This window comes from Stenotrophomonas sp. PA-6-5C (genome assembly GCF_021605635.1).
GTDB lineage: Bacteria > Pseudomonadota > Gammaproteobacteria > Xanthomonadales > Xanthomonadaceae > Stenotrophomonas > Stenotrophomonas lactitubi.
On the sequence record NZ_WKEE01000050.1, the window covers coordinates 21,176 to 41,070 of the forward strand.

The following is a 19,895-nucleotide window of genomic DNA, read 5'->3' on the forward strand; positions in this document are numbered from 1 at the left end:
GAGTCAGCGAACCGGCAGCGGCACCACGCTGTATTCCACACAGGCGAGCAGCTGTTCGCCGGGTGCCAGTACAGGCACGACACCGGCGGTGAATGCCGAGAACGCCGGCAGGATGGTGATGCCCTGGCGCAGCCAGAACGCGGGAAAGCGTCGACGCAGCGCCGGCAACGCAACCTGCGGGTGCACATGGCCGGCCAGCACGTGAGCAGAGGCATCGGCCAGCGGCTCGTGCCGCAGCAGGAACGGCCCCAAGCGTGCGTCGTCATGCATCTGTACCTGCAGCGCCGCCTTCGGCAGATCGCGGTCGTGATTGCCGCGTACCACGTGGATGTCCAGCGCAGCATGCTGCTCGCGCCAACCAAGCCATTGCTGGTACCAGGCCGCGCGATGCGCCGGGCCATGCAGGACGTCGCCGAGGATCCATAGTTGCTGGCACTCGTGCAGGCTCACCATGTCCTGCAGGCGCTGCAGGTCATTGCCGGTACCGCCGGCCGGCAAGGCGATTCCCGCACGCCGGAACACGTCCGCCTTGCCCAGGTGCAGGTCGGCGATCAACAGCGTGCGACGCGCCGGCCACAGCAGCGCCCGCCCGCCCAGCAGCAGCATCGACTCACCGCCCAGCTGCAGCGGCAGATCAGCGGCCATGGCGGCGCTCCAGCTGCTGCGCCGCACGCTGCACGCGTGTGCGCCAGTCTTCATTGCTGAACTGCCCACGCAGGCGTTCGGCCCACAAAGGAAACGCCAAGGGCGTCAGCGACGATGGCTGCTGCAATGACAACGAACGCGTTGCGATGCCGGCCAGCACCTGCTGCAGACCGGGCAGATCCAGACTGTCGTGCAGCACCTCATGCTCGGCCAGTGCCAGCAGCAGATGTTCCGGATCGTGCTCGCGCAGCACGTCATGCAGCAGACCGGCGGAAGCCTGCAGCTGGCGCAGTGAGCGTGGCATGCCGCCAGGCAGGCTCGGCACCAGCAGGCCCGACACGCGTGCGATGCCGCGGAACTGGCGGCGCGCCAGTTCGCCCAGGTTCACGGCTTCGCGCAGGTCCTGCAGCAGGCCGTCAGCATCCAGCATCGCCCGCCAGTCCTGTTCCTGCAGGTCCACCGGCGTTGCCGGCGCGAGCACCAGGCCATGGTCGTTCACCGCATAGCCGATGCTGTTGCGCTGCCGCCGGGTGCAGCGCAGCGCCAGCAGCGCGGCCAGCGCTTCATGCACATGGCGGCCCGCAAAGGGATAGACGAACAGGAACTGGCCCTCGCGTCGGCGCACGTCTTCCACCAGCAGGTGGCCGGGCGATGGCGGCGCAGACAGCTTCGACTGCAACGCCAGCAGCGGCGCAAGCCAGCGCGACTCCACGCTCTGGTCGTCGCCTGACAGCACCATCTCCAGTTCGCGCCCCAGTGGCATCGACAACGGCAACTGCCCACCCTGCCAGCGCGGCACCACGCCATCACCGCTGCCCCGCGCCACGCGCACGAACGCGGTCATGTCGCGCAGCTGCACCAGCTCCAGCAGACGCCCAGCAAACTGGAAGCGGTCGCCCCGGCGCAGGCGGCTGGCGAACTGTTCTTCCACTGCGCCCAGGCTGCCGCCACGCAGGAACTGCACGCGCACGCTGCCGTCGCTGCTGATGGTGCCGATCGACAGCCGATGGCGCAGCGCCTGGCGGCGATCGGGCATGCGGTAGATGCCATCGGCATCGCGTACCACCTTGTGGAACTCCGGATACCGCGACAGCGCACGTCCGCCCTGCACGATGAAATCGAGCACGGCATTCCATTGCGCGTCTTCCAGCGCGGCGAAGGCATGCGTGCCACGAACCTGCTGCAGCAGTGCATCGGCGTCGAAGCCGCCAGCCAGCGCCCGGCTGACGGCGTGCTGGGCCAGTACATCCAGCGACAACGTAGGGGGGCGTCGTGCTTCGATCACCCCGTCATGCAGCGCGCGTCGGGCCGCCGCGTACTCGGCCAGTTCCAGTGCGTGGCTGGGAATGCACAGTATCTCGCCGCTGGCGCCGGGCCGATGGCGCGCACGCCCGGCCCGCTGACGCAGGCGGGCGACACCCTTCGGACTGCCCAGCTGCAGCACCTGGTCCACTTCCGGAAAGTCCACGCCCAGATCCAGGCTGGACGTGGCCACCACGCACCGCAGCGTGCCCGCACGCAGTCCGTCTTCCACCTGCTGGCGCAGCGTGGGATCCAACGAGCCGTGGTGCAGGGCGAGCGTGCCGGCATCCTCCGGCCACACCGCTGCGAGGGCCTGGTGCCACAGTTCCGCCTGCGCACGCGTATTGGTGAAGAGCAGGCTGCTGCGCGCGCGGAACACTGCATCGAGCACGCGCGGAAGCTGGGAAAGACCGAGATGCCCGGCCCATGGAAAGCGTTCGCCGGGCTCGGGCAGCAGGCTGCGGATCGTCACCGGCCGCTGCCGTGCACCTTCCACGATCCGTGCCTGTGGCCGGTGTGGCAGCAGTACGTCGCGGGCCTGCGGCAGGTTGCCCAATGTTGCCGACAACCCCCACAGCTGCATCGCGGGCGCTGTCTCACGCAACAGCGCCAGGTTCAACTGCAGCAGCACGCCGCGCTTGTTGCCCAGCAGTTCGTGCCATTCGTCCACCACCACGCAGCGCAGCTGGCGCATGCGTTCAAGGGTGTCGGGATAGCTGAGCAGCAGCGCCAGCGACTCCGGTGTGGTCACCAGTACATCAATGCGACCTTCGCGGGCCAGGCGCCTGTCGCGGTTGCTGGCATCGCCGCTGCGCAGCCCCACGCGCCAGCCCAGGCCAAGGCCGTCGATCGGTGCCTGCAGTGCGCGTGCGGTATCGCTGGCCAGCGCCCGCAGCGGTGTCACCCACAGCACCTGCAGCGGGCGTACCGCGCTGGCACGACGCGGTGTGGGGGGAGGGTCGTGCATCGCCTGCAGCAAGGGGCCGCCGAACATGGCCAGGGTTTTGCCGCTGCCGGTGGGGGTGTGCAGCAGGCCGGATTCTCCGGCCAGGTAGTGGCGCCACATCGCGCGCTGGAAGGGCAGGGGGCGCCAGCCGCGGCTGCCGAACCAGTCGTTCAGGCGCTGCAGCGCTTCACTGCGCTTCATCGCGCCAGCGCCTGCAACTGGGCCAGATGGTCGGCTTCGGCAGCCGGCTTGTCGTGGCGCCAGCGCAGGATGCGTGGAAAGCGCACGGCGATGCCGGACTTGTGGCGCGCGCTGCGATTGACCGCTTCGAAGCCGAGTTCAAACACCTGCTCGGCACTGACGCTGCGCACCGGACCGAAGCGCTCGCGGGTATGCGCGCGGATCCAACGATCGAGGGCCAGGATTTCCTTGTCGTCCAGCCCGGAATAGGCCTTGGCCACGGGAACCAGCGTGTCGCCGTCCCAGACCCCGAAGGTGTAGTCGGTGTAGAGCGTGCTGCGCCGGCCATGACCCGCCTGTGCATACAGCAGTACGGCATCGATGGTGAGCGGCTCGACCTTCCACTTCCACCAGTCGCCACGGCGACGCCCGGACTGATAGATCGAATCGCGGCGCTTCAGCATCAGCCCTTCCACGCCGCGCTCGCGCGATGCTTCGCGCAGCTGCGCGGCATGCTGCCAATCGTCGGCGGGCACCTCGGGCGACAGCTGGATGCGCGGATCGCCGAGCGCGCCGACCACCTCGGCCAACTGCGCGCGACGTTGCTGCAGTGGCAGCGCACGCAGGTCTTCACCGTCGCGTTCAAGCAGATCGTAGGCGAGCACGCGCACCGGCGTGTTGCGCAGGGTGGCGGCGCCGGGTCTGCGGCGCTGGATGCGGGTCTGCAGCGCGGTGAATGCACGCGGAAGATTGTCAGCGTCGTCCCATGCCAGCAGCTCTCCATCCAGCACGCAGCCATCGGGCAGCAATGCGGCGGCCTGTTCGATCTCCGGGAAGCGACCGTCCAGCCGTTCTTCGCCGCGCGACCACAACGCCACCTCACCCTGGCGCCGCAGCAGCTGCAGGCGGATGCCATCCCACTTCCATTCCAGCAGCCAGTTGCTGATCTCGCCCAGCCGCTCGGGGGGCTCACCTTCCAGCGGCGAGGCGAGAAAGAACGGATAGGGCTGCTGGCGATCGGTCGGCAGTTCTTCGGCGGACAGCAAAGTGGCCAGCAGGCCGGGAGAGGGCACCCAGTCGCCGAGCATGCGCTGGGCGATGCGGGCGATGTCCAGCCCGGACCATTCGGCCAATGCCTGCTGCACCACGCGCTGCGATACACCAACGCGCAGTGCGCCGGTCAGCAGCTTGTTGAAGACCAGACGTTCGGCCGATGCAAGCTGTCGCCAGCCCTCGACTACAGCGGCACGACGCACGAGCTCTGGCTGGTTGGCGACGGCAAGCAGGTGCTGTTCGATCCAGTCGGCCAGAGGGCGATCCTCGCCTTCGCTGGCAGGATCATCCAGCAGCAGCGTGAGCGTCTCGGCAAGGTCGCCGACCTGCGCGTAGCTGTCTTCGACCAGCCATGGCGGCAGGCCGGATTCTTCGGCGATCCACGCCCGCAGTTCGCCGCTGCCCGCAATCTTGCGGCGCGCGCCGCCCACCTTGCCACCGCTGAGCAGGTACAGCGCCCACGCTGCGTCGTGCGGACGTGCGTGCTGGAAGTAGTCGATCAGCGCCGCGCGCTTGTCCAGCGTCGCGGTGCTGCGATCCAGCCGCTGGTACAGCGCGGCGAAGGCCTTCATTCCTCGCCCCCGAAATCGGTGCGGAAGGCTTCGGCGGCAATGCCGCGTTCGCGCAGGTACGGAATCAGCGCATCGGTGTTGCCGTGCGTGGCAATGATCCTCTGCGCGCCAGTCTGCGTGATGGTCTGCAGCAGCGCCGGCCAATCGGCATGGTCGGAAATCACGAAGCCGCGGTCGACGTTGCGGCGGCGGCGGTTGCCGCGCAACTGCATCCAGCCCGAGGCGAAACCAAGCTGGTGGCGGCCGAACCGGCGCAGCCAGGGCGTGCCGGCGGCCGAGGGCGGCGCCAGGATCAGTTGGCCTGCGGCATCGGGCTGACGTCCCTGTTCGGCAACCGTGAGCGTGTCGAGCATCGGTACACCGGCCTGGCGATAGACGGAGACGCCGTTGGCGATGGCGCCATGCAGCCACGCAGGCTGGTCATCCATCGCGCGCAGCTCGGCAAGCACGCGTTGCGCCTTGCCCAGCGCGTAGCAGAGCAGCACGGCCGCTTCGCCACGCTGCGCACACTCGCGACGCCAGGCGGCGATCTCGGCCGCCACCGCGCGGGCATCCGGCCAGCGATAGATCGGCAGCGCGAATGTGGCTTCAGTGATGAAGGTATCGCAGGGCACCACTTCGAACGGTGTGCAGGTGGGATCGGGCTGACGCTTGTAGTCGCCCGACGCGACCCAGATCTGCTCACCGTCGTCGATGCGCACCTGCGATGAGCCGAGCACGTGGCCGGCCGGATGCAGCGATACCTGCACCCGGCCCAGCGCGAACGGCACGCCCTCGGCATGTGCGTGCAGCGGCACATCGCCCAGGCGCCAGCGCAGGATCGGCACGCTGCCGGTGCTGCAGTGGTATTCGCCCATGCCAGGACGCGCATGGTCGCCATGGCCATGGGTGATGACCGCACGCGGCACCGGTCGCCAGGGATCGATATGGAAATCGCCTGCCGCGCAGTACAGCCCTTCCGGCCGCAGTACCACCAGATCGTCATTGCCTGCCATGCCATCACTGTGGCGTGCCGGTCGTGCACACGGCGAGAATCGGCCTGAACGCGGGGTTGCCGGACGATACGGCACAATCGGGCCGCACACCTCTTGCCGGCGGGGAAGGAACCGATGAGTGCACCGAGCTTCAACAGCAGCGCTCCCTACGAAACCCACGTGGTGCTCAACCAGCCGCCACCGTTCGCCGGTCGCCAGTTGTGGACCGACGACATCGCACTGATGGAGGCCGTGCAGCGCGAGGGCGCGGCAGCGTTCGCGCCACGCTTGGCGGTGTATGGAGGGCTGGCCGGGGACGAGCTGTACCGCATCGGCTTCGACGCCAACCGCGACCGCCCACGCCTGCGCACCCATGATGCGCAGGGCCATCGCATCGATACCGTGGAATTCCATCCGGCGTACCACCAGCTGATGCAGACGGCGAAGGAGCACGGCGTTGCCGGGTTGTCCTGGCATGAGCCGCAGCCCGGCGCCCATGTCGCACGCGCTGCGCTGAGCTACCTGCACCACCAGGCCGAGGCCGGCACCAGCTGCCCGTTGACCATGACCCATGCAGCGGTAGCCGTGCTGCGCGGGCAGCCGCATCTGGCCGAGTGGTCGCGCAAGGCCGCCGCACCGGTATACGACCCGCGTGATGTGCCGGTGGCCGACAAGGCCGGCATCACCCTGGGCATGGGCATGACCGAGAAGCAGGGCGGCTCGGACGTGCGCGCCAACACTACCCGCGCCGAACCCATCGATGGCGAGCGCTATCGGTTGATCGGACACAAGTGGTTCTTCTCCGCACCGATGTGCGATGGCTTCCTGGTACTGGCGCAGGCGCCGGCCGGATTGACCTGCCTGCTGATGCCACGGCGGCTGGCCGACGGCGATCGCAATGCGTTCCGCCTGATGCGCTTGAAGGACAAGCTGGGCGACTGGGCCAACGCCTCCAGCGAAGTGGAGTTCTGTGGGGCGCAGGCCTGGCGGGTGGGCGAGGAAGGGCGTGGCGTGGCCACCATCATCGGCATGGTGATGATGACCCGGCTGGACTGCATGCTGGGCGCTGCGGCGGAAATGCGCATGGCGCTGGCGCAGGCGCTGCACCACGCGCGGCATCGGCGCACCTTTGGAAAGCCACTGATGGACCATCCGCTGATGGCCAACGTGCTGGCCGATCTGGCGCTGGAATCGGAAGCCGCCACGGTGCTGGCGATGCGTATCGCGCGCGCGGTCGATCACGCCGGCAGCGATCCGGCCGAGGCCGCGCTTGCGCGGCTGGGGACGGCATTGGGCAAGTACTGGATATGCAAGCGTGCGCCTGCGTTCGTCAACGAAGCACAGGAATGCCTGGGCGGTGCCGGCTACGTGGAGGAATCGATGTTGCCGCGGCTGTACCGGCAGGCGCCGTTGAATTCGATCTGGGAGGGTAGCGGCAACATCCAGTGCCTGGATGTGCTGCGCGCGCTGGCGCGCGAACCGGAGGTGCTGGCGGCACTGCACGGTGAACTGGAGGCGGTGGCCGACCGTGATGCGCGTTATGCGGCGGCGCTGCAGCAGTGGCGCGATGCGGCGGCACCGGAGGAGGCACAGGCGCGCGTGTTCTGCGAACGCACGGCCTTGCTGCTGCAGGCGGCGTTGTTGCTGCGTGCACGCAGTCCGATGGCCGATGCGTTCATCCGCGGTCGGCTGCAGGGCGAACATGGGTTGGCATTCGGCACGCTGCCGGCCGGGGTGGATGTGGTGGGGATGCTGGCGCGCGCGTTGCCGTAGTGGTGGCCAACGGCGGAGCCCCTCGTGGTGGGCGGTGCAGAGGCTGCATCGTGAGCGGGCCGTGCGGATGGGCTGCGCAGGGGACGCCGTGAACCCATCCCTGGGGGCTTGGCCGCGGCATCCATGCCGCGGACACCCCTGCGCAGCCCACCCGCACGGCCTTGGACGGCTTCCGTGCGCGTCCAGCACGGAATCAACAGAAGAAGCAGAAAGCAGAAAAGCCGCGGCGATGCCGCGGCTTTTCCTGTAGAGCCGAGCCTATGCTCGGCTTATCCGGTAACGCCGGGCCATGCCCGGCGAACGCTGAGGCCTTAGTGCTTGGCCTCTTCCTTGGCGGCAGTGGCCTTGGCGTCGTCGGCCACATCGCGAGCCTTGTCGGCAACCTTCTGCGCGGCATCGGCAGTGGCGTCGCTGGCGTGCGCGGCGGCATCGGTCGCTGCGACCTTTGCCTTGTCGGCCGCGTTGGCGGTGGCTGCGGCAGCGCTGTCCAGCGCCTGCTGGGTGTCGGCGGCAGCCTGCTCGGAGGCAGCAGCGGTCTTGTCGGCGGCATTGCGGGTTGCTTCTGCGGCCTTGTCGACGGCATCACGTGCGGCGGCACCAGCGCTGTCGGCGGCCTGCGCGGCATCCTGCTTGGCCTGTTCGGCTTCCGGGCCCTTGCAGGCAGCCAGTGCGAGTAGCAGGGAGGCGGCCAGCAGGGTGGTGGTCAGCGGGCGAATCTTCATGGCGGTCTCCGGTACTGCAATGGATGGGGACGCCAGCCTATTCATACCGTTGTGAAGACGTGGTGGTGACCTGCGCACGAAACGGCGCGCAAAGAAAAAGCCGCTGGCGAACCAGCGGCTTCTTCAGAACAGCTTGAAGAAAGAAGTTATTACTTCTTCGCTTCTTCAGCAGCGTCCTTGGCCTTCTCGGCGGTGCCTTCAGCAGCCTTGGCAGCGTCGGCAGCAGCGCCGGCAGCAGCGTCGGTGGCAGCGCCAGCAGCCTGGGCAGCGGCGTCAACCGAAGCGTCAGCAGCGGTGGCGGCGGTGTCAGCGGCCTGCTGGGCAGCGTCGGCGGTCTGGGCGCCAGCAGCGGCGGCCTGGTCGGCAGCAGCCTGGGCTTCGGTGGCGGCCTGGTTGGCCGAAGCAGCGGCGTCCTGGGCAGCTTCCTGCTTCGAGCAGGCGGCCAGGGCCAGAGCCAGGGACATCGCGACCAGCAGCTTGTTGATGCTCATTGTGTAAATCCTCGTCGTTAGAATTAGGCAACGCGCATGCTGCGCGCCGACAACATGATGACAAGCCAAGATTGGGTGTCAAGCGATCCCGCATTCATTTTTGCGAAATAGACGTTAAACCCTTTCAGATCAACTCGATGGCGATTGCCGTCGCTTCGCCACCGCCGATGCACAGGGTGGCAATGCCGCGCTTGCCGCCGCGCGTGCGCAACGCGTTGACCAGGGTGACCACCAGGCGTGCGCCGGAGGCACCGATGGGATGGCCCAGCGCGCAGGCACCGCCATTCACGTTGAGCTTGTCGTGCGGGATGCCCAGTTCGCGCATCGGTGCCATCGCCACCACGGCGAAGGCCTCGTTGATTTCGAACAGATCGACCTGGTCCAGCGACCAGCCGGTCTTCTCCAGCAGGGTGTGGATGGCGCCGATCGGGGCGGTGGTGAACCACTCCGGTTCCTGCGAATGGGTGGCATGGCCGACGATGCGCGCCAGCGGCTGCAGGCCGCGTGCCGCGGCATCTTCTTCGGTCAGCAGGACCACGGCAGCGGCGCCATCGGAAATGCTGGAGGAACTGGCGGCGGTCACGCTGCCGTCCTTCTTGAAGGCCGGGCGCAGGGTCGGGATCTTGGCGATGTCCGAACGGCCGGGCTGCTCGTCGCTGGCGACCTCGACGTCACCCTTGCGGGTGGCGACCTTCACCGCAACGATCTCGTCGGCGAAGGCGCCGTTGGCCTGGGCTGCCTGTGCGCGCTTGACCGACTCGATGGAGTAGGCGTCCTGCTCTTCGCGGGTGAACTGGTACTTGTCCACGGCGCATTCGGCAAATTCGCCCATGGCCTTGCCGTCGTAGGCGTTGACCAGGCCGTCGTGGGCCATGTGGTCCACGGCCTGGAAGTTGCCGAAACGGTTGCCGGTGCGCGAGTTGGGCAGCAGGTGCGGGGCGTTGGACATCGATTCCATGCCACCGGCGACCACGACCTTGGCCGAGCCGGCCTTGATCAGGTCATGACCGAGCATGATGGCCTTCATGCCCGAACCACAGACCTTGTTGAGGGTGGTCGCGCCGACCGACAGCGGGATGCCGGCGGCGATCGCTGCCTGGCGGGCAGGGGCCTGGCCGAGGTTGGCCGGCAGCACGCAGCCCATCAGGACTTCGGAGACGTCGCTGGCAGGAACGCCCGACTGTTCCAGCGCGGCGGCGATGGCGGCCGCGCCGAGGGTCGGGGTCGGAACGCCGTTGAACTGGCCGAGGAAGGAGCCGATGGCAGTGCGCTTGGCGGCGGCGATGACGATGTTGGACATGGCAATCTCGTTGATGCGTGAGCAATGTTCGGAAAGGAGACGACGGGCGTTGGAAGCGGCGCCGTTTCCCGGCAGACTGCGTGGGGGTCGGCTCAGTATAGAGGGTCGGCGAAGACTGCCGCTGGGCAGTACTGGATGCCTGCCCGGATGGCGGCAGGCCAACGTTCATGGGAAGGAAACGATGGAACGTAAGACGATGGGAAGGTCGGTCCTGGCATCGGCGCTGGCGGTGGCGCTGTCGGCGTGTGGCGGTGGAGGCGGCGGCAGCAACGTGCGCATCGACCCGCCTCCGACCACGCCGCCGGTCACCCCACCGGTCACCCCGCCTCCCGCGTCCAAGCCGCTGGAGCCGGCTGTGGATGCGCATCTGGCACAGACCAACGCGCGTGCCGCACTGGCCACTGGCGCGACCGGCCGTGGGGTGCGCATCGGCATCGTCGATTCGGGCGTGCTTCGCAACGCCGAGGCATTGAACGGGCGGGTGGTGGCCAACCTCAACTACATCGATCCGAGCCGCAACAATCTCAACGTCGATGACGTGCTTGGCCATGGCACGGCCGTCGCCAGCCTGGCCGCCGGTGCATCGGTGGGCGTCTGGCCCGGCGGCATCGCACCGGGTGCGGAGATCGTCTCGGCGCGCATCATTTCCGACACCGCGCCCAAGGATGACGGCAGCGGCAAGGGCAATTCCTTCAGCGGCACGCTCGGCGTGGCCGGGGTCCATCAGGACCTGATCAGCTATGGCGTGAAGGTGATGAACAATTCCTGGGGCGGCCTGTACTGGACCGACCTCGGCACCACCGCGCAGGTCGCGGCCGAATATCGCCCCTTCATCATCAACCACGGTGGCCTGGTGGTGTTCGCCGCAGGCAACGAGGGGCGCGACCAGCCCAGCAGCGTGGCCGCGTTGCCCAGCCAGCGTGGCGTCGGCGGATCACTGCCGGCAGCCGATCTTGAAAAAGGCTGGCTGGTGGCCACCGCGATCGATCCGAACAAACCGGGTGAACGTGCCCCCTGGGCCAATGCCTGTGGCGACACCGCACGCTACTGCCTGACTGCTCCCGGCAGCGCAGTGTTCCCGGAGCCGGGTACCGGCAAATACCTGTGGAACTACGGCACGTCCTTCGCCGCGCCGCTGATCTCCGGTGCTGCTGCACTGGTCTGGCAGCGCTATCCGTACTTCGACAACGATCTGGTGCGGCAGACCCTGCTCGGCACCGCCACCGACATCGGTGCGCCGGGCGTCGATCCGATCTACGGCTACGGCATGCTCAACGTCGGCAAGGCGGTGAACGGTCCCGGCCGCTTCGACTGGGGCGATGTCACGGTCAATGTCGATGCGGCTTCCTCGGGCTCGATCTGGAGCAACGACATTGCCGGCACTGGCGGCCTGGTCAAGCGCGGCGATGGCCGGCTGGAGCTGAGCGGCAACAACAGCTACAGCGGCGCTACCCGCATCGAGCGCGGCAGCCTGGCCCTGCGCGGCGGCGCAGTGGTCCGTTCCAACGTCAGCATCTCTGGTGTCGGCGGTGCCTCGATGGCCGGCCTGCAGTTCATGCCGGGCACGCCGCGGGTGATCGGCAACGTCGACAACGGCGCCAGCGTGGTGCTGGTCAACGCCAACACCACCGCGACCATCGAAGGCAATTACAGCCAGCAGCCGGATGCGCAGCTGATCGTCGCGCTGGGCGTGAACGCGCTGCAGGTGACCGGCACCGCGCGCCTGGCCGGTGGCGTGGTGGTCGATGGCATCGTTTCCGGCTATGTGCCGCAGGTCGGCAGCCGCCAGGACCTGATCCATGCCAACGGCGGTATCAACGGTACGTTCACCACACCAGTGGCCAACACCGGCGCCAACGGCCTGACCCTGCTGCAGGCACAGTACGGCTATGGCAGCAACGACGCGTGGATGGACCTGACCCAGGTCAACGTTTCCGCCGCCGCGTCCGGCCTGGGTGCCAATGCACAGGCATCGGCACTGCGGGTGGCGTCGGCATTCACCGCGCTGGACAGCAACGCGAACCTGCAGGGTTCGGCGTTCGGTGCGGCCGCCGGCGCGTTGCAGCGCACGGCAGGCGGTACCGATGGTCTGTCGGCAAGCCTGGAGAGTCTGTCCGGACAGGCGCATGCGCGTGCTGAGGCCTCGACCTTCGACAGTGTGGACATGTCGCGCCGTGCGGTTGCCGAGCGCTTCGACCGCGTGCAGGCAGCGCCGAAGCTGCGTGGCGCCTGGCAGAGCGCGCTGGGCGAAGCCGGGCAGGGCAGCTTTGCCGGCAACGCCGCCGACAGCCAGGGCTGGATGGCAGGCCAGGACGTGGCACTGGGCAGCAATGGTCTGCTGGGCATGGCCTTCGGCGAAACCCGCAGCAACGGCGGCAGCAACTTCAGTGGTGATCGTGGGCGTGACCGCCAGACGCAGGCGCAGCTGTATGCCGGCTGGAACCTGGGGCGTGGCTATGCGCTGGCCCAGTTCGGCACCGGCCAGTTCACCCGGGAACTGGACCGCCAGTTGCTGCTGGGTGCCGGTGCCTACGGTGTGTCCGCGCGCTACGGCGGGCGTTTCAGCAGTGCCAGCGTCGAAGGCGGCTATCGTTTCGGGCGTATCGGTGCGTCGTTGACCCCGTATCTGGGGGCCAGCAGCACGCGCCTGGATACCGATGGCTTCAGCGAGCAGGGCGGCTTCGGCTTCGGCCTGCGCGGTGAGGCGTCACGTGCACAGCGCAACCAGATGCTGGCGGGCCTGCGGGGTGAGCGGCAGTGGGGTCGTTGGACCCTGCGCGGCCATGCCGAATGGCAGCAACGGCTGGATGGCGGTGAGCAGGCCTGGCAGGCAAGTTTCGTCGGCATTGATGCCTGGGCGCCGTTGGCCGGTGTCGACGCACCGCGTGGCAGTGCTTTGTTCGGCCTGGCGCTGGAATCGTGGTGGGGCCGCAATGGCCGCCTGAGCCTGGGTATCGACCAGCGCGTGGGTGGCAACGATGCACGGCAGGCGGCGCTGCGCTACAGCACCGGCTTCTGATCATGGCGCCGGGCTTGCCCGGCGCGTCTATCCGGCGGTGCCGACCCACGGTCGGCACGCGCCCGGTCCGCGAGGGCGGCGATCAGCCGCCGCGCAGGTTGCCCAGGCGCGGCGTGCTGCGGCCCAGCGGCATCTTCAGCTTGCCGATCGACAGGATGCGCGCTTCGGCGATCCGGTCGGCGGCACGCTGCGGGGCGATGTTCTCGCGCTGCGACAGTTCGAAGATGCGCGTCAGGTTGTGGTAGATGCTGCGGATCAGCCGCATCGCGCGCTCGCGGTTGTAACCGTCGATTTCCAGCGACACGTTCATCACGCCACCGGCGTTGACCGCGTAGTCAGGCGCGTACAGGATGCCGCGCGCATGCAGCTCGTCGCCGATCTCCAGGCTGGACAGCTGGTTGTTGGCGGTGCCGCAGATGATCTTCGCCTTGATCCGCGGCAGGGTGTCGGCGTTGATCGCGCCTTCCAACGCACACGGCGCGAACACATCGGCGTTCACTTCGTGGATCTCGTCCGGCTTGACGGCCTCGGCGCCGAAATCGTTGACCGCACGATCCACCAGCGCGCTGTCCAGATCGGTGACATACAGCTTGGCGCCACGGTCGCGCAGCAGCTTCACCAGTTCCATGCCGATATGGCCCAGGCCCTGCACCGCGATGCTGGTCTTGCCCACTTCCTCATGGCCGAACTTGAAGCGCATCGAGGCCATCAGCGCCTGCAGCGCGCCATAGGCAGTGAACGGTGCCGGATCACCGGAGCCGCCATGGACCTGGTGCACGCCGGTGACGAACTGGCTCTCCAGGTAGATGTTCTCCATGTCGTTGACGTCGGTACCGACATCCTCGGCCGTGATGTAGCGGCCGCCCAGCGAATCGACATAGCGGCCGAAGGCGCGGAACAGCACCTCGCTCTTGTCGACCTTCGGGTCGCCGATGATCACCGCCTTGCCGCCACCGACATTGAGACCGGCCAGCGCATTCTTGTAGGTCATCGTGCGGCTCAGCCGCAGCACATCGGCCAGCGCATCGTCGGTGCTGGCGTAGGGGCGCATGCGTACCCCGCCCAGGGCGGGGCCCAGGGTGGTGTTGTGAATGGCGATGATCGCCCGCAGGCCGGCATCCTGGTTGTGGCAGAACACCACCTGTTCGTGGCCGGTGGTTGCGAGGGTTTCGAATAGCATGGGGTCTCCGATGGCGCGATCTGCGGTGAACTGCGGCGAACTGCCAATGAACGGTAGGGTCCGAAAACAAAAAAAGCGACGTCGTCGGTACAGGGGGACGGGTCGCGCGGCGCCATTCTAGTCCATTCGCCCGGGATATGCCGTCGACGCAGGAAGCACCCGGGTTAAAGAAGATGAAAGTGCGGCCGATGCTGCGACGACGGCAGGTGGCCGGATGTGATGAAGGCGCAGGCAGTGGCAGCAGCAGGACAACGACAGGATGGGCGGCAATGACCGCAGCGTGGTGGCGATCCGTGCTGCGTTGGCTGTCGCAGCTGACCGGGAAGACCCCGGCACGTCTGGCCGCAGCCCCCCGCCAGGCCGTGGCCGCGGCGGCGGCCAGCCTGCAGGGTGACGCGTTGCCGGCGGCCGAGGTCGCCGCTCACCTGCAGCGTGGGCTGCATGCGCTGGCCCTGTATCCGCGCTTGGCCGGCGAACCGACTGCGGTCAGCGCGTCGGGTCTGGCCGAGGCGGTGGACCGCGCGCTGCAGGACCGCGACTGGGCCACCCGACAGCTGCCGCGGCGCCCGCAACTGCTGCCGCAGCTGATCCAGACGGTCAATGACGACGTTGCATCGGCGCGGGTGATGGCCGCGATCATCGGCCAGGATCCGGTGCTGACCGGCAACCTGCTGCGGATCGCCAACAGCCCGGCCTACAAGGTGCACGAGCGGCCGGTGGAAAGCCTGCAGCGGGCAGTGACCCTGGTCGGCACCGAAGGTGTGCGGCAGATCATCAGCGCAGTGCTGGTGCAGCCGGTGATGCAGGTGCAGTGCGAGGTGTTCCCGCAGTTCAGTTCGATCATCTGGGAGCACGCCCTGCTGGCTTCGCGCGCGGCCGCCGACCACGCACGCACGGTCACCTTCGGCGATGCTTTCGCTGCGCAATGGCTGGGCCTGGTGCAGGGCCTGGGCGCGGCGCTGGTCATGCGCCAACTGCTGCAGGAAGCACAGGCGCGCGGCGAAGAGGTGGAGCCGGCGCTGGCCCTGCAGTTGCTGCAGCAGTGGTCACTACCGCTGGCACAGCGGGTAGCTGCCGCCTGGGAACTGCCAGAGCCGGTGCATCAGGCCCTGGCGCCTGACGCTGACGGTCCGCTGGCCGACAGCCTGCGACTGGCCAGTGCCGCTGCGGCGGCCAGCCTGCTGTGCCGGCACGGGCATGCCAGCCAGGGCCGCATGCTGGCCTTGCTGGAGCAGTTGCCGGCAGCGCCGCCGCACGCGCTGCGCTGGATCTGGCGGCGCCTGCATGGGCGCAATGTGGAAACCCTGGACGAGAGCCTGCACGGCGATGGCGAGGGGCTCGCCCCCTGATCGTTACAGCTGGGATTCCAGCGGCAACCAGCTGATCACCCGTGCCGTCCAGCGTTTGCCGAGGCTGCTGCCGGGCTCGGCATCGACCCAGTGTGGCGGCGGCTCGCGCTGCAGCCAGCGCAGTTCGTCATCAGCGCCCAGTGCCAGCCACCAGCTGTGTTCCGGGCTGGCCAGGCGCAGGTACTCTGCGCGCAGTTGCGCGCCCAGCACCGGGTCGTCGAACAGCACGCCCATCTCGGTGTTGAGATAGGCCGAACGCGGATCGAGGTTGAACGATCCGACGAACCCGCGCCGGTCGTCGACCAGCAATGCCTTGGTGTGCAGGCTGGCGCCACTGCTGCCGAACAGGCTGCTGTCACCGCTCTGGCCGCTCGCCTTCAGTTCGTACAGCTGCACGCCGGCCTTCAGCAGCGGCACCCGGTAGCCCATGTAGCCACCGTGCACGGCGGCCACGTCGTTGGCTGCCAGTGAGTTGGTCACCACGCCGACCTGGGCGCCACGGCCGGCCATCGCCGAAAGGCCGTCCAGCCCTTCGCTGCCGGGCACGAAGTACGGCGAGATCAACAGGGCCTTGTAGCGCGTCGACTGCAGCTGCCGGACCAGCGCGGTGACCAGCCAGTCGTCGTGCGCATCGCCGTGGTGCTTCATCGGTGGATCGGACACGATCCGTACCTGCGTGCTCCAGTGCAGCGGCTCCGGGCTGGCGCGCTGGCGCTGGCGCGACTCGGCCACGCGCTGCAGGTACGGTTGCGCCTGCGCATGCAGCGCGTCCAGATCGGACTGGCGTACCAGCTGGCGCAGCTGCGCATCGGTGTAGGTCGCCAGCGCCGAGATTGGAATCGCCGCGTCGCTGTTCCAGTAATCGTCGAAGATCTGGTTGGCCTGCTGCACGGCCGGGCCGGCCACCACCAGGTCCAGGTCCTGGAAGTTCACGTCGCTGCGCGCACTGAAATACTCCTCACCGATGTTGCGGCCACCGACGATGGCGATGCGCCCATCGGCGATCCAGCTCTTGTTGTGCATGCGGTGGTTCACGCTGAAGGCGCGTTGCACCAGCTCCAGCGTGCGGGCGATGCCGCTGCGGTTGCGGAACGGGTTGTACAGGCGAAGTTCGATGTTGGGATGCGCATCGAGCGCCATCATCAGCGCATCCTTGTCCTTGGCGTTCATGTCATCGAGCAGGATGCGCACGCGCACGCCACGTTCGGCAGCGTCGTACAGCGCCTTGGCCATCAGGTGGCCGATCAGGTCGTCGTGCCAGATGTAGTACTGCAGATCCAGGCTGCGGCCGGCATGTTCGGTGATCATCGCGCGGGCGGCGAACGCATCCATGCCATCGCTGAGGAAGGCCACGCCAGACTGCCCAGGATGGGCGGCCTGCAGGGGCATGATCTGTCGATCGATGGGCGTCTGCGCAGGCTGCAGTGGCAGCACCTGCGACGCTTCGCCACGTGCCTGCGGGGCCAGGTGGTCGGCCAGCAGCAGGCCGGACAGGACCAGCAGAAGCAGGGCGGCGACGATGATCGCGGCGACGCGCAGCAGGCGTCGCCATAGGGGTTTGCGCAGACTCATGACGCCGATGGTAGTTCCCCACCACGCCTGGAGGTAGATCCACGCCATGCGTGGATGAAGTGACTCAGAACCGCTCGTCGCTGCCCAGATAGCGCCACTGGCCCACGGCCAGCGGGCCCAGCGCCACCCGGCCGATGCGCAGGCGGCGCACCGCCACAACCTGCAGGCCGGCGGCCGTCACCGCAGTCCTCAGTCCCCTCGCGGTCAGCCCCTTGCCTGCAAAGCGCAGGCGCTGCTCGCTCTGCCAGCTGACCTTGGGGCCGCCGGCTTCATGCTGCAGCCGGGCCATCAGCCACGGGCCACGCTCCGGGCCGCCTTCAGCCACTTCGACCAGATACTCCTGTTCGGTGCGACCCAGGTTCCGCTGCAGGTGCGCGAGCACCGCCGGATCCTGGCTGACCACCACCAGCCCGTTGTCGTCGGCCGGCAGCGAGGAGGCCAGCTGCAGGCCGTGGAAGTGCCGCTGCAGCGGACGGATGTCACTGGCATCCAGCTCGCTGCGGGTCTCGGTGCGGATCAGCGCGCACAGGGCATCGGCCGGCAGGCCTGCCGGCTTGTGCAGCAGCATGCTGGCGCGCTCGGCCTTGCTGTCACTGGCCTGCTCGGCCACCACGATGCTGGCGCTCTCGTCCACCGGGCGCTGCGGCTGTTCCACCACCTCGCCATCGACGCTGACCCAGCCGCCCTCGATATAGCGCCGCGCTTCACCACGCGGGATGCCGAGCAGGGCGGACAGGCGTTTGTCGAGTCGGGTCGGTTCCATGGCGAAAGGTCGGGCAGGGGGCGCGCAGTGTAGCCGCTACGCCGTTTCAGCGCTGGCCACGGTTGGCCAGCTCGGTCAGGTACAGCCGGGTATCGAACTCCAGCTGCAGGTAATCGGGCTCCATGTGCTGACACAGCTGGTAGAAGGCCTTGTTGTGGTCGGCCTCCTTCAGGTGCGCCAGTTCGTGCACCACGATCATGCGCAGGAAGGCGGCTGGCGCCTGCCGGAACACGGTGGCGATGCGGATCTCGCGGCTGGCCTTTAGCCGGCCACCGTGCACGCGGGAAATGGCGGTGTGGGTGCCCAGGGCATGCTTGATGACTTCCAGCGTGTTGTCGTAGCAGACCTTGTTGAGCGGCACCGACTTGCGCAGGTAGCGGTCCTTCATGTCCTGGGTGTAGTCGTACAGCTGGCGGTCGCTGCGCACCTCATGCGGGTCCGGGTAGCGCTGCTGCAGCCACGGGCCGAGCTTGCCCTGTGCCAGCAGGTCGCTGACCTGGGCGACCAGGGGTTCGGGGTAGCCGGTGAGGTACTTCAGTACAGCCATGCAGGGGCGTCGGCGCGTCGGTAGAATGGGGCATCCAGATTACACGCGGTACGTATCGACCATGGCAAAGCCCAACGCGCTGCAGGAACAATTGCTCAAGGCCGGCCTGGCCAAGAAGTCGCAGGCCAGCGCCGCCGCGCGTGAACAGGCCAAGGCCCGCCAGGGCAAGGCCGAGTCGACCTCGGCCGAGGTCCAGCGCGAAGCTGAACGCGCCCGGGCCGAGAAGATCGAGCGTGACCGTGCGCTGGCTGCCGAGCGCAACGCGCACGCCAAGCAGGCGGAGCGCAAGGCGCAGGCCAAGCAGATCATCAGCGCCCATGCCGTGCCGCGCAAAGGCGAGGACGAGTACCGCTTCAGCGATGGCGCGGTGATCCGCACCCTGTTGATCGATACCAAACTGCGCAAGGCGTTGTCGGTGGGCGTGCTGGTCATCGTGGCCCATGGCGACAGCTACGCGGTGCTGCCACGCGCGGCGGCTGAAAAAGTGCGTGAACGCGCCCCGGAAGCCATCATCGTTGACCATGGCACGCCCGGCTCCAGCGCCGAGATTTCCACCGGCAACGCCGAGGACGACGCCTACTACGCACAGTTCCAGGTTCCCGACGATCTGGTCTGGTAAGGCGGCGCTGAACCGGCCGCAGCGTCCGCCGGGCATGGCCCGGCGATACCGATTGCGGCGGGGTGTATCGTCCCCATATCAGGCGACACACCTGCGGAGGATGGCCATGGCTACCGGTTGGGCCGGAGATGGCGCGGTCCAGGACCAGATCGACGCCACCGTCGACGATGCGATTGCCCGCGCGCGGCGCCAGCTGCGCCAGGGCCCGGGTCTGGAACACTGTGAGGAATGCGACGCGCCGATTCCCTTGGCGCGGCGTCAGGCGGTGCCTGGGGTTCGGCTGTGCGTGAACTGCCAGCAGGCGCACGACGAAGAGGAACAGGCGCAGAGTGGCTACAACCGACGCGGTAGCAAGGACAGCCAGTTGCGGTAAGGGGTGTTCGGCAGGGCTGCGCCCTGCACCTGCAGATGCTTCAAACCAAGGCAAAGGCAACAGCAAAAGCTGGCATTCCGTGGGGTGGTGGGGCGCTGTCGGATTGCGGGGACGCCGCAAGTACGTCCTTGTAGGCTTGGCAGCCGCATCCATGCGGCTGACACCCCGCAATCCGACACCGCCCCACCTCTGACAGTTTCCAGATGTCTGTTGGATTCACGTCGCGCGTGGATGAATCGATGGAAATCGAATATTTCGATATTGGAATTTGATGGAAGAGCATCCACGCATGGCGTGGATTACAGATCGCGGAGATCTGTCGAAGGCGGGGTACTGTGGGTTTGCGGGGTGTCAGCCGCATGGATGCGGCTGCCAAGCCCCCATGGACGGGTTGCGGTGGTCTAATCAACTTGGACACTCGATAGGATCATTTTCGAGCATCGAGGTAGACCCATGGCAAAACAGATCACTCAGGGCATGAGGGACGAGGCGGTTCGCCTTGTCGTTGTAGAGGG

The 19,895-nt window shown here is 67.7% G+C and carries 16 protein-coding genes; 5 read left to right on the forward strand and 11 right to left on the reverse strand.

Annotated features, from left to right (window positions below; all coding sequences use genetic code 11):
- Window positions 1–3: 3 nt before the first annotated feature.
- The 4 genes from pdeM to GIW57_RS18715 are packed head-to-tail and all read right to left on the reverse strand — an operon-like array spanning window position 4 to window position 5,693.
- Window positions 4–645, reverse strand: a complete 642-nt coding sequence (pdeM, locus tag GIW57_RS18700; protein ID WP_236512335.1) for a ligase-associated DNA damage response endonuclease PdeM — start codon at window positions 643–645, stop codon at window positions 4–6.
- Window positions 635–3,094 (reverse strand): ligase-associated DNA damage response DEXH box helicase, encoded by a 2,460-nt coding sequence (locus GIW57_RS18705; RefSeq protein WP_236512337.1) that lies wholly within the window; start codon window positions 3,092–3,094, stop codon window positions 635–637. The genes pdeM and GIW57_RS18705 overlap by 11 nt, the downstream gene beginning before the upstream one ends.
- Entirely contained in the window at window positions 3,091–4,698 is a 1,608-nt protein-coding gene (locus GIW57_RS18710) for an ATP-dependent DNA ligase (protein WP_236512338.1), read from the reverse strand. The genes GIW57_RS18705 and GIW57_RS18710 overlap by 4 nt, the downstream gene beginning before the upstream one ends.
- A complete protein-coding gene (locus tag GIW57_RS18715; protein WP_100461379.1) occupies window positions 4,695–5,693 on the reverse strand; it encodes a ligase-associated DNA damage response exonuclease in 999 nt (332 codons plus the stop codon). Before GIW57_RS18715 ends, GIW57_RS18710 begins: the two co-directional genes overlap by 4 nt.
- 114 nt (window positions 5,694–5,807) lie before the next feature.
- On the opposite strand from GIW57_RS18715, the gene GIW57_RS18720 reads away from it, so the two are divergent.
- Entirely contained in the window at window positions 5,808–7,445 is a 1,638-nt protein-coding gene (locus GIW57_RS18720) for an acyl-CoA dehydrogenase family protein (RefSeq protein WP_236512339.1), read from the forward strand.
- A gap of 311 nt (window positions 7,446–7,756) precedes the next feature.
- On the opposite strand, the gene GIW57_RS18725 is transcribed toward GIW57_RS18720, so the two are convergent.
- From GIW57_RS18725 to GIW57_RS18735, 3 genes are all read right to left on the reverse strand, one after another.
- Window positions 7,757–8,167, reverse strand: coding sequence for a hypothetical protein (locus GIW57_RS18725; protein WP_100461364.1), 411 nt, complete (start codon window positions 8,165–8,167; stop codon window positions 7,757–7,759).
- Between the two features lie 149 nt (window positions 8,168–8,316).
- Window positions 8,317–8,658, reverse strand: coding sequence for a hypothetical protein (locus tag GIW57_RS18730; RefSeq protein ID WP_089236409.1), 342 nt, complete (start codon window positions 8,656–8,658; stop codon window positions 8,317–8,319).
- 124 nt (window positions 8,659–8,782) lie between these two features.
- Window positions 8,783–9,958, reverse strand: coding sequence for a thiolase family protein (locus GIW57_RS18735; RefSeq protein ID WP_100461359.1), 1,176 nt, complete (start codon window positions 9,956–9,958; stop codon window positions 8,783–8,785).
- A gap of 181 nt (window positions 9,959–10,139) precedes the next feature.
- Here GIW57_RS18735 and GIW57_RS18740 point away from each other — a divergent pair, with 181 nt between their 5' ends.
- Window positions 10,140–12,977 carry an autotransporter serine protease gene (locus tag GIW57_RS18740; protein WP_236512340.1) on the forward strand — a complete coding sequence of 946 codons (2,838 nt, stop codon included), beginning with the start codon at window positions 10,140–10,142 and terminating at the stop codon, window positions 12,975–12,977.
- A gap of 82 nt (window positions 12,978–13,059) precedes the next feature.
- Here GIW57_RS18740 and GIW57_RS18745 read toward each other — a convergent pair whose 3' ends face one another.
- Window positions 13,060–14,157: a Glu/Leu/Phe/Val dehydrogenase dimerization domain-containing protein gene (locus tag GIW57_RS18745; RefSeq protein ID WP_100461351.1), complete on the reverse strand. Its 1,098-nt coding sequence runs from the start codon at window positions 14,155–14,157 to the stop codon at window positions 13,060–13,062.
- A 269-nt stretch (window positions 14,158–14,426) separates the two neighbouring features.
- Here GIW57_RS18745 and GIW57_RS18750 point away from each other — a divergent pair, with 269 nt between their 5' ends.
- Window positions 14,427–15,506: an HDOD domain-containing protein gene (locus GIW57_RS18750; protein ID WP_100461347.1), complete on the forward strand. Its 1,080-nt coding sequence runs from the start codon at window positions 14,427–14,429 to the stop codon at window positions 15,504–15,506.
- A gap of 3 nt (window positions 15,507–15,509) precedes the next feature.
- Here the strand turns inward: GIW57_RS18750 and GIW57_RS18755 are convergent, their stop codons facing one another.
- The 3 genes from GIW57_RS18755 to GIW57_RS18765 all read right to left on the reverse strand — a co-directional run bounded on the left by GIW57_RS18755 (window position 15,510) and on the right by GIW57_RS18765 (window position 18,388).
- On the reverse strand, window positions 15,510–17,078 hold the full coding sequence (locus tag GIW57_RS18755; RefSeq protein WP_236512341.1) for a phospholipase D family protein: 1,569 nt from the start codon (window positions 17,076–17,078) through the stop codon (window positions 15,510–15,512).
- 64 nt (window positions 17,079–17,142) lie between these two features.
- Window positions 17,143–17,841: an RNA pseudouridine synthase gene (locus GIW57_RS18760; protein ID WP_236512342.1), complete on the reverse strand. Its 699-nt coding sequence runs from the start codon at window positions 17,839–17,841 to the stop codon at window positions 17,143–17,145.
- A 46-nt stretch (window positions 17,842–17,887) separates the two neighbouring features.
- Window positions 17,888–18,388, reverse strand: a complete 501-nt coding sequence (locus tag GIW57_RS18765) for a M48 family metallopeptidase (RefSeq protein ID WP_059064772.1) — start codon at window positions 18,386–18,388, stop codon at window positions 17,888–17,890.
- 61 nt (window positions 18,389–18,449) lie between these two features.
- Between GIW57_RS18765 and GIW57_RS18770 the strand changes: the two genes are divergently transcribed.
- Complete coding sequence (locus GIW57_RS18770; RefSeq protein WP_236512343.1) at window positions 18,450–19,007, forward strand: DUF2058 domain-containing protein; 558 nt, start codon at window positions 18,450–18,452, stop codon at window positions 19,005–19,007.
- A 106-nt stretch (window positions 19,008–19,113) separates the two neighbouring features.
- Window positions 19,114–19,380 (forward strand): DksA/TraR family C4-type zinc finger protein, encoded by a 267-nt coding sequence (locus GIW57_RS18775; protein WP_025879161.1) that lies wholly within the window; start codon window positions 19,114–19,116, stop codon window positions 19,378–19,380.
- The last annotated feature ends 515 nt before the right edge of the window (window positions 19,381–19,895 follow it).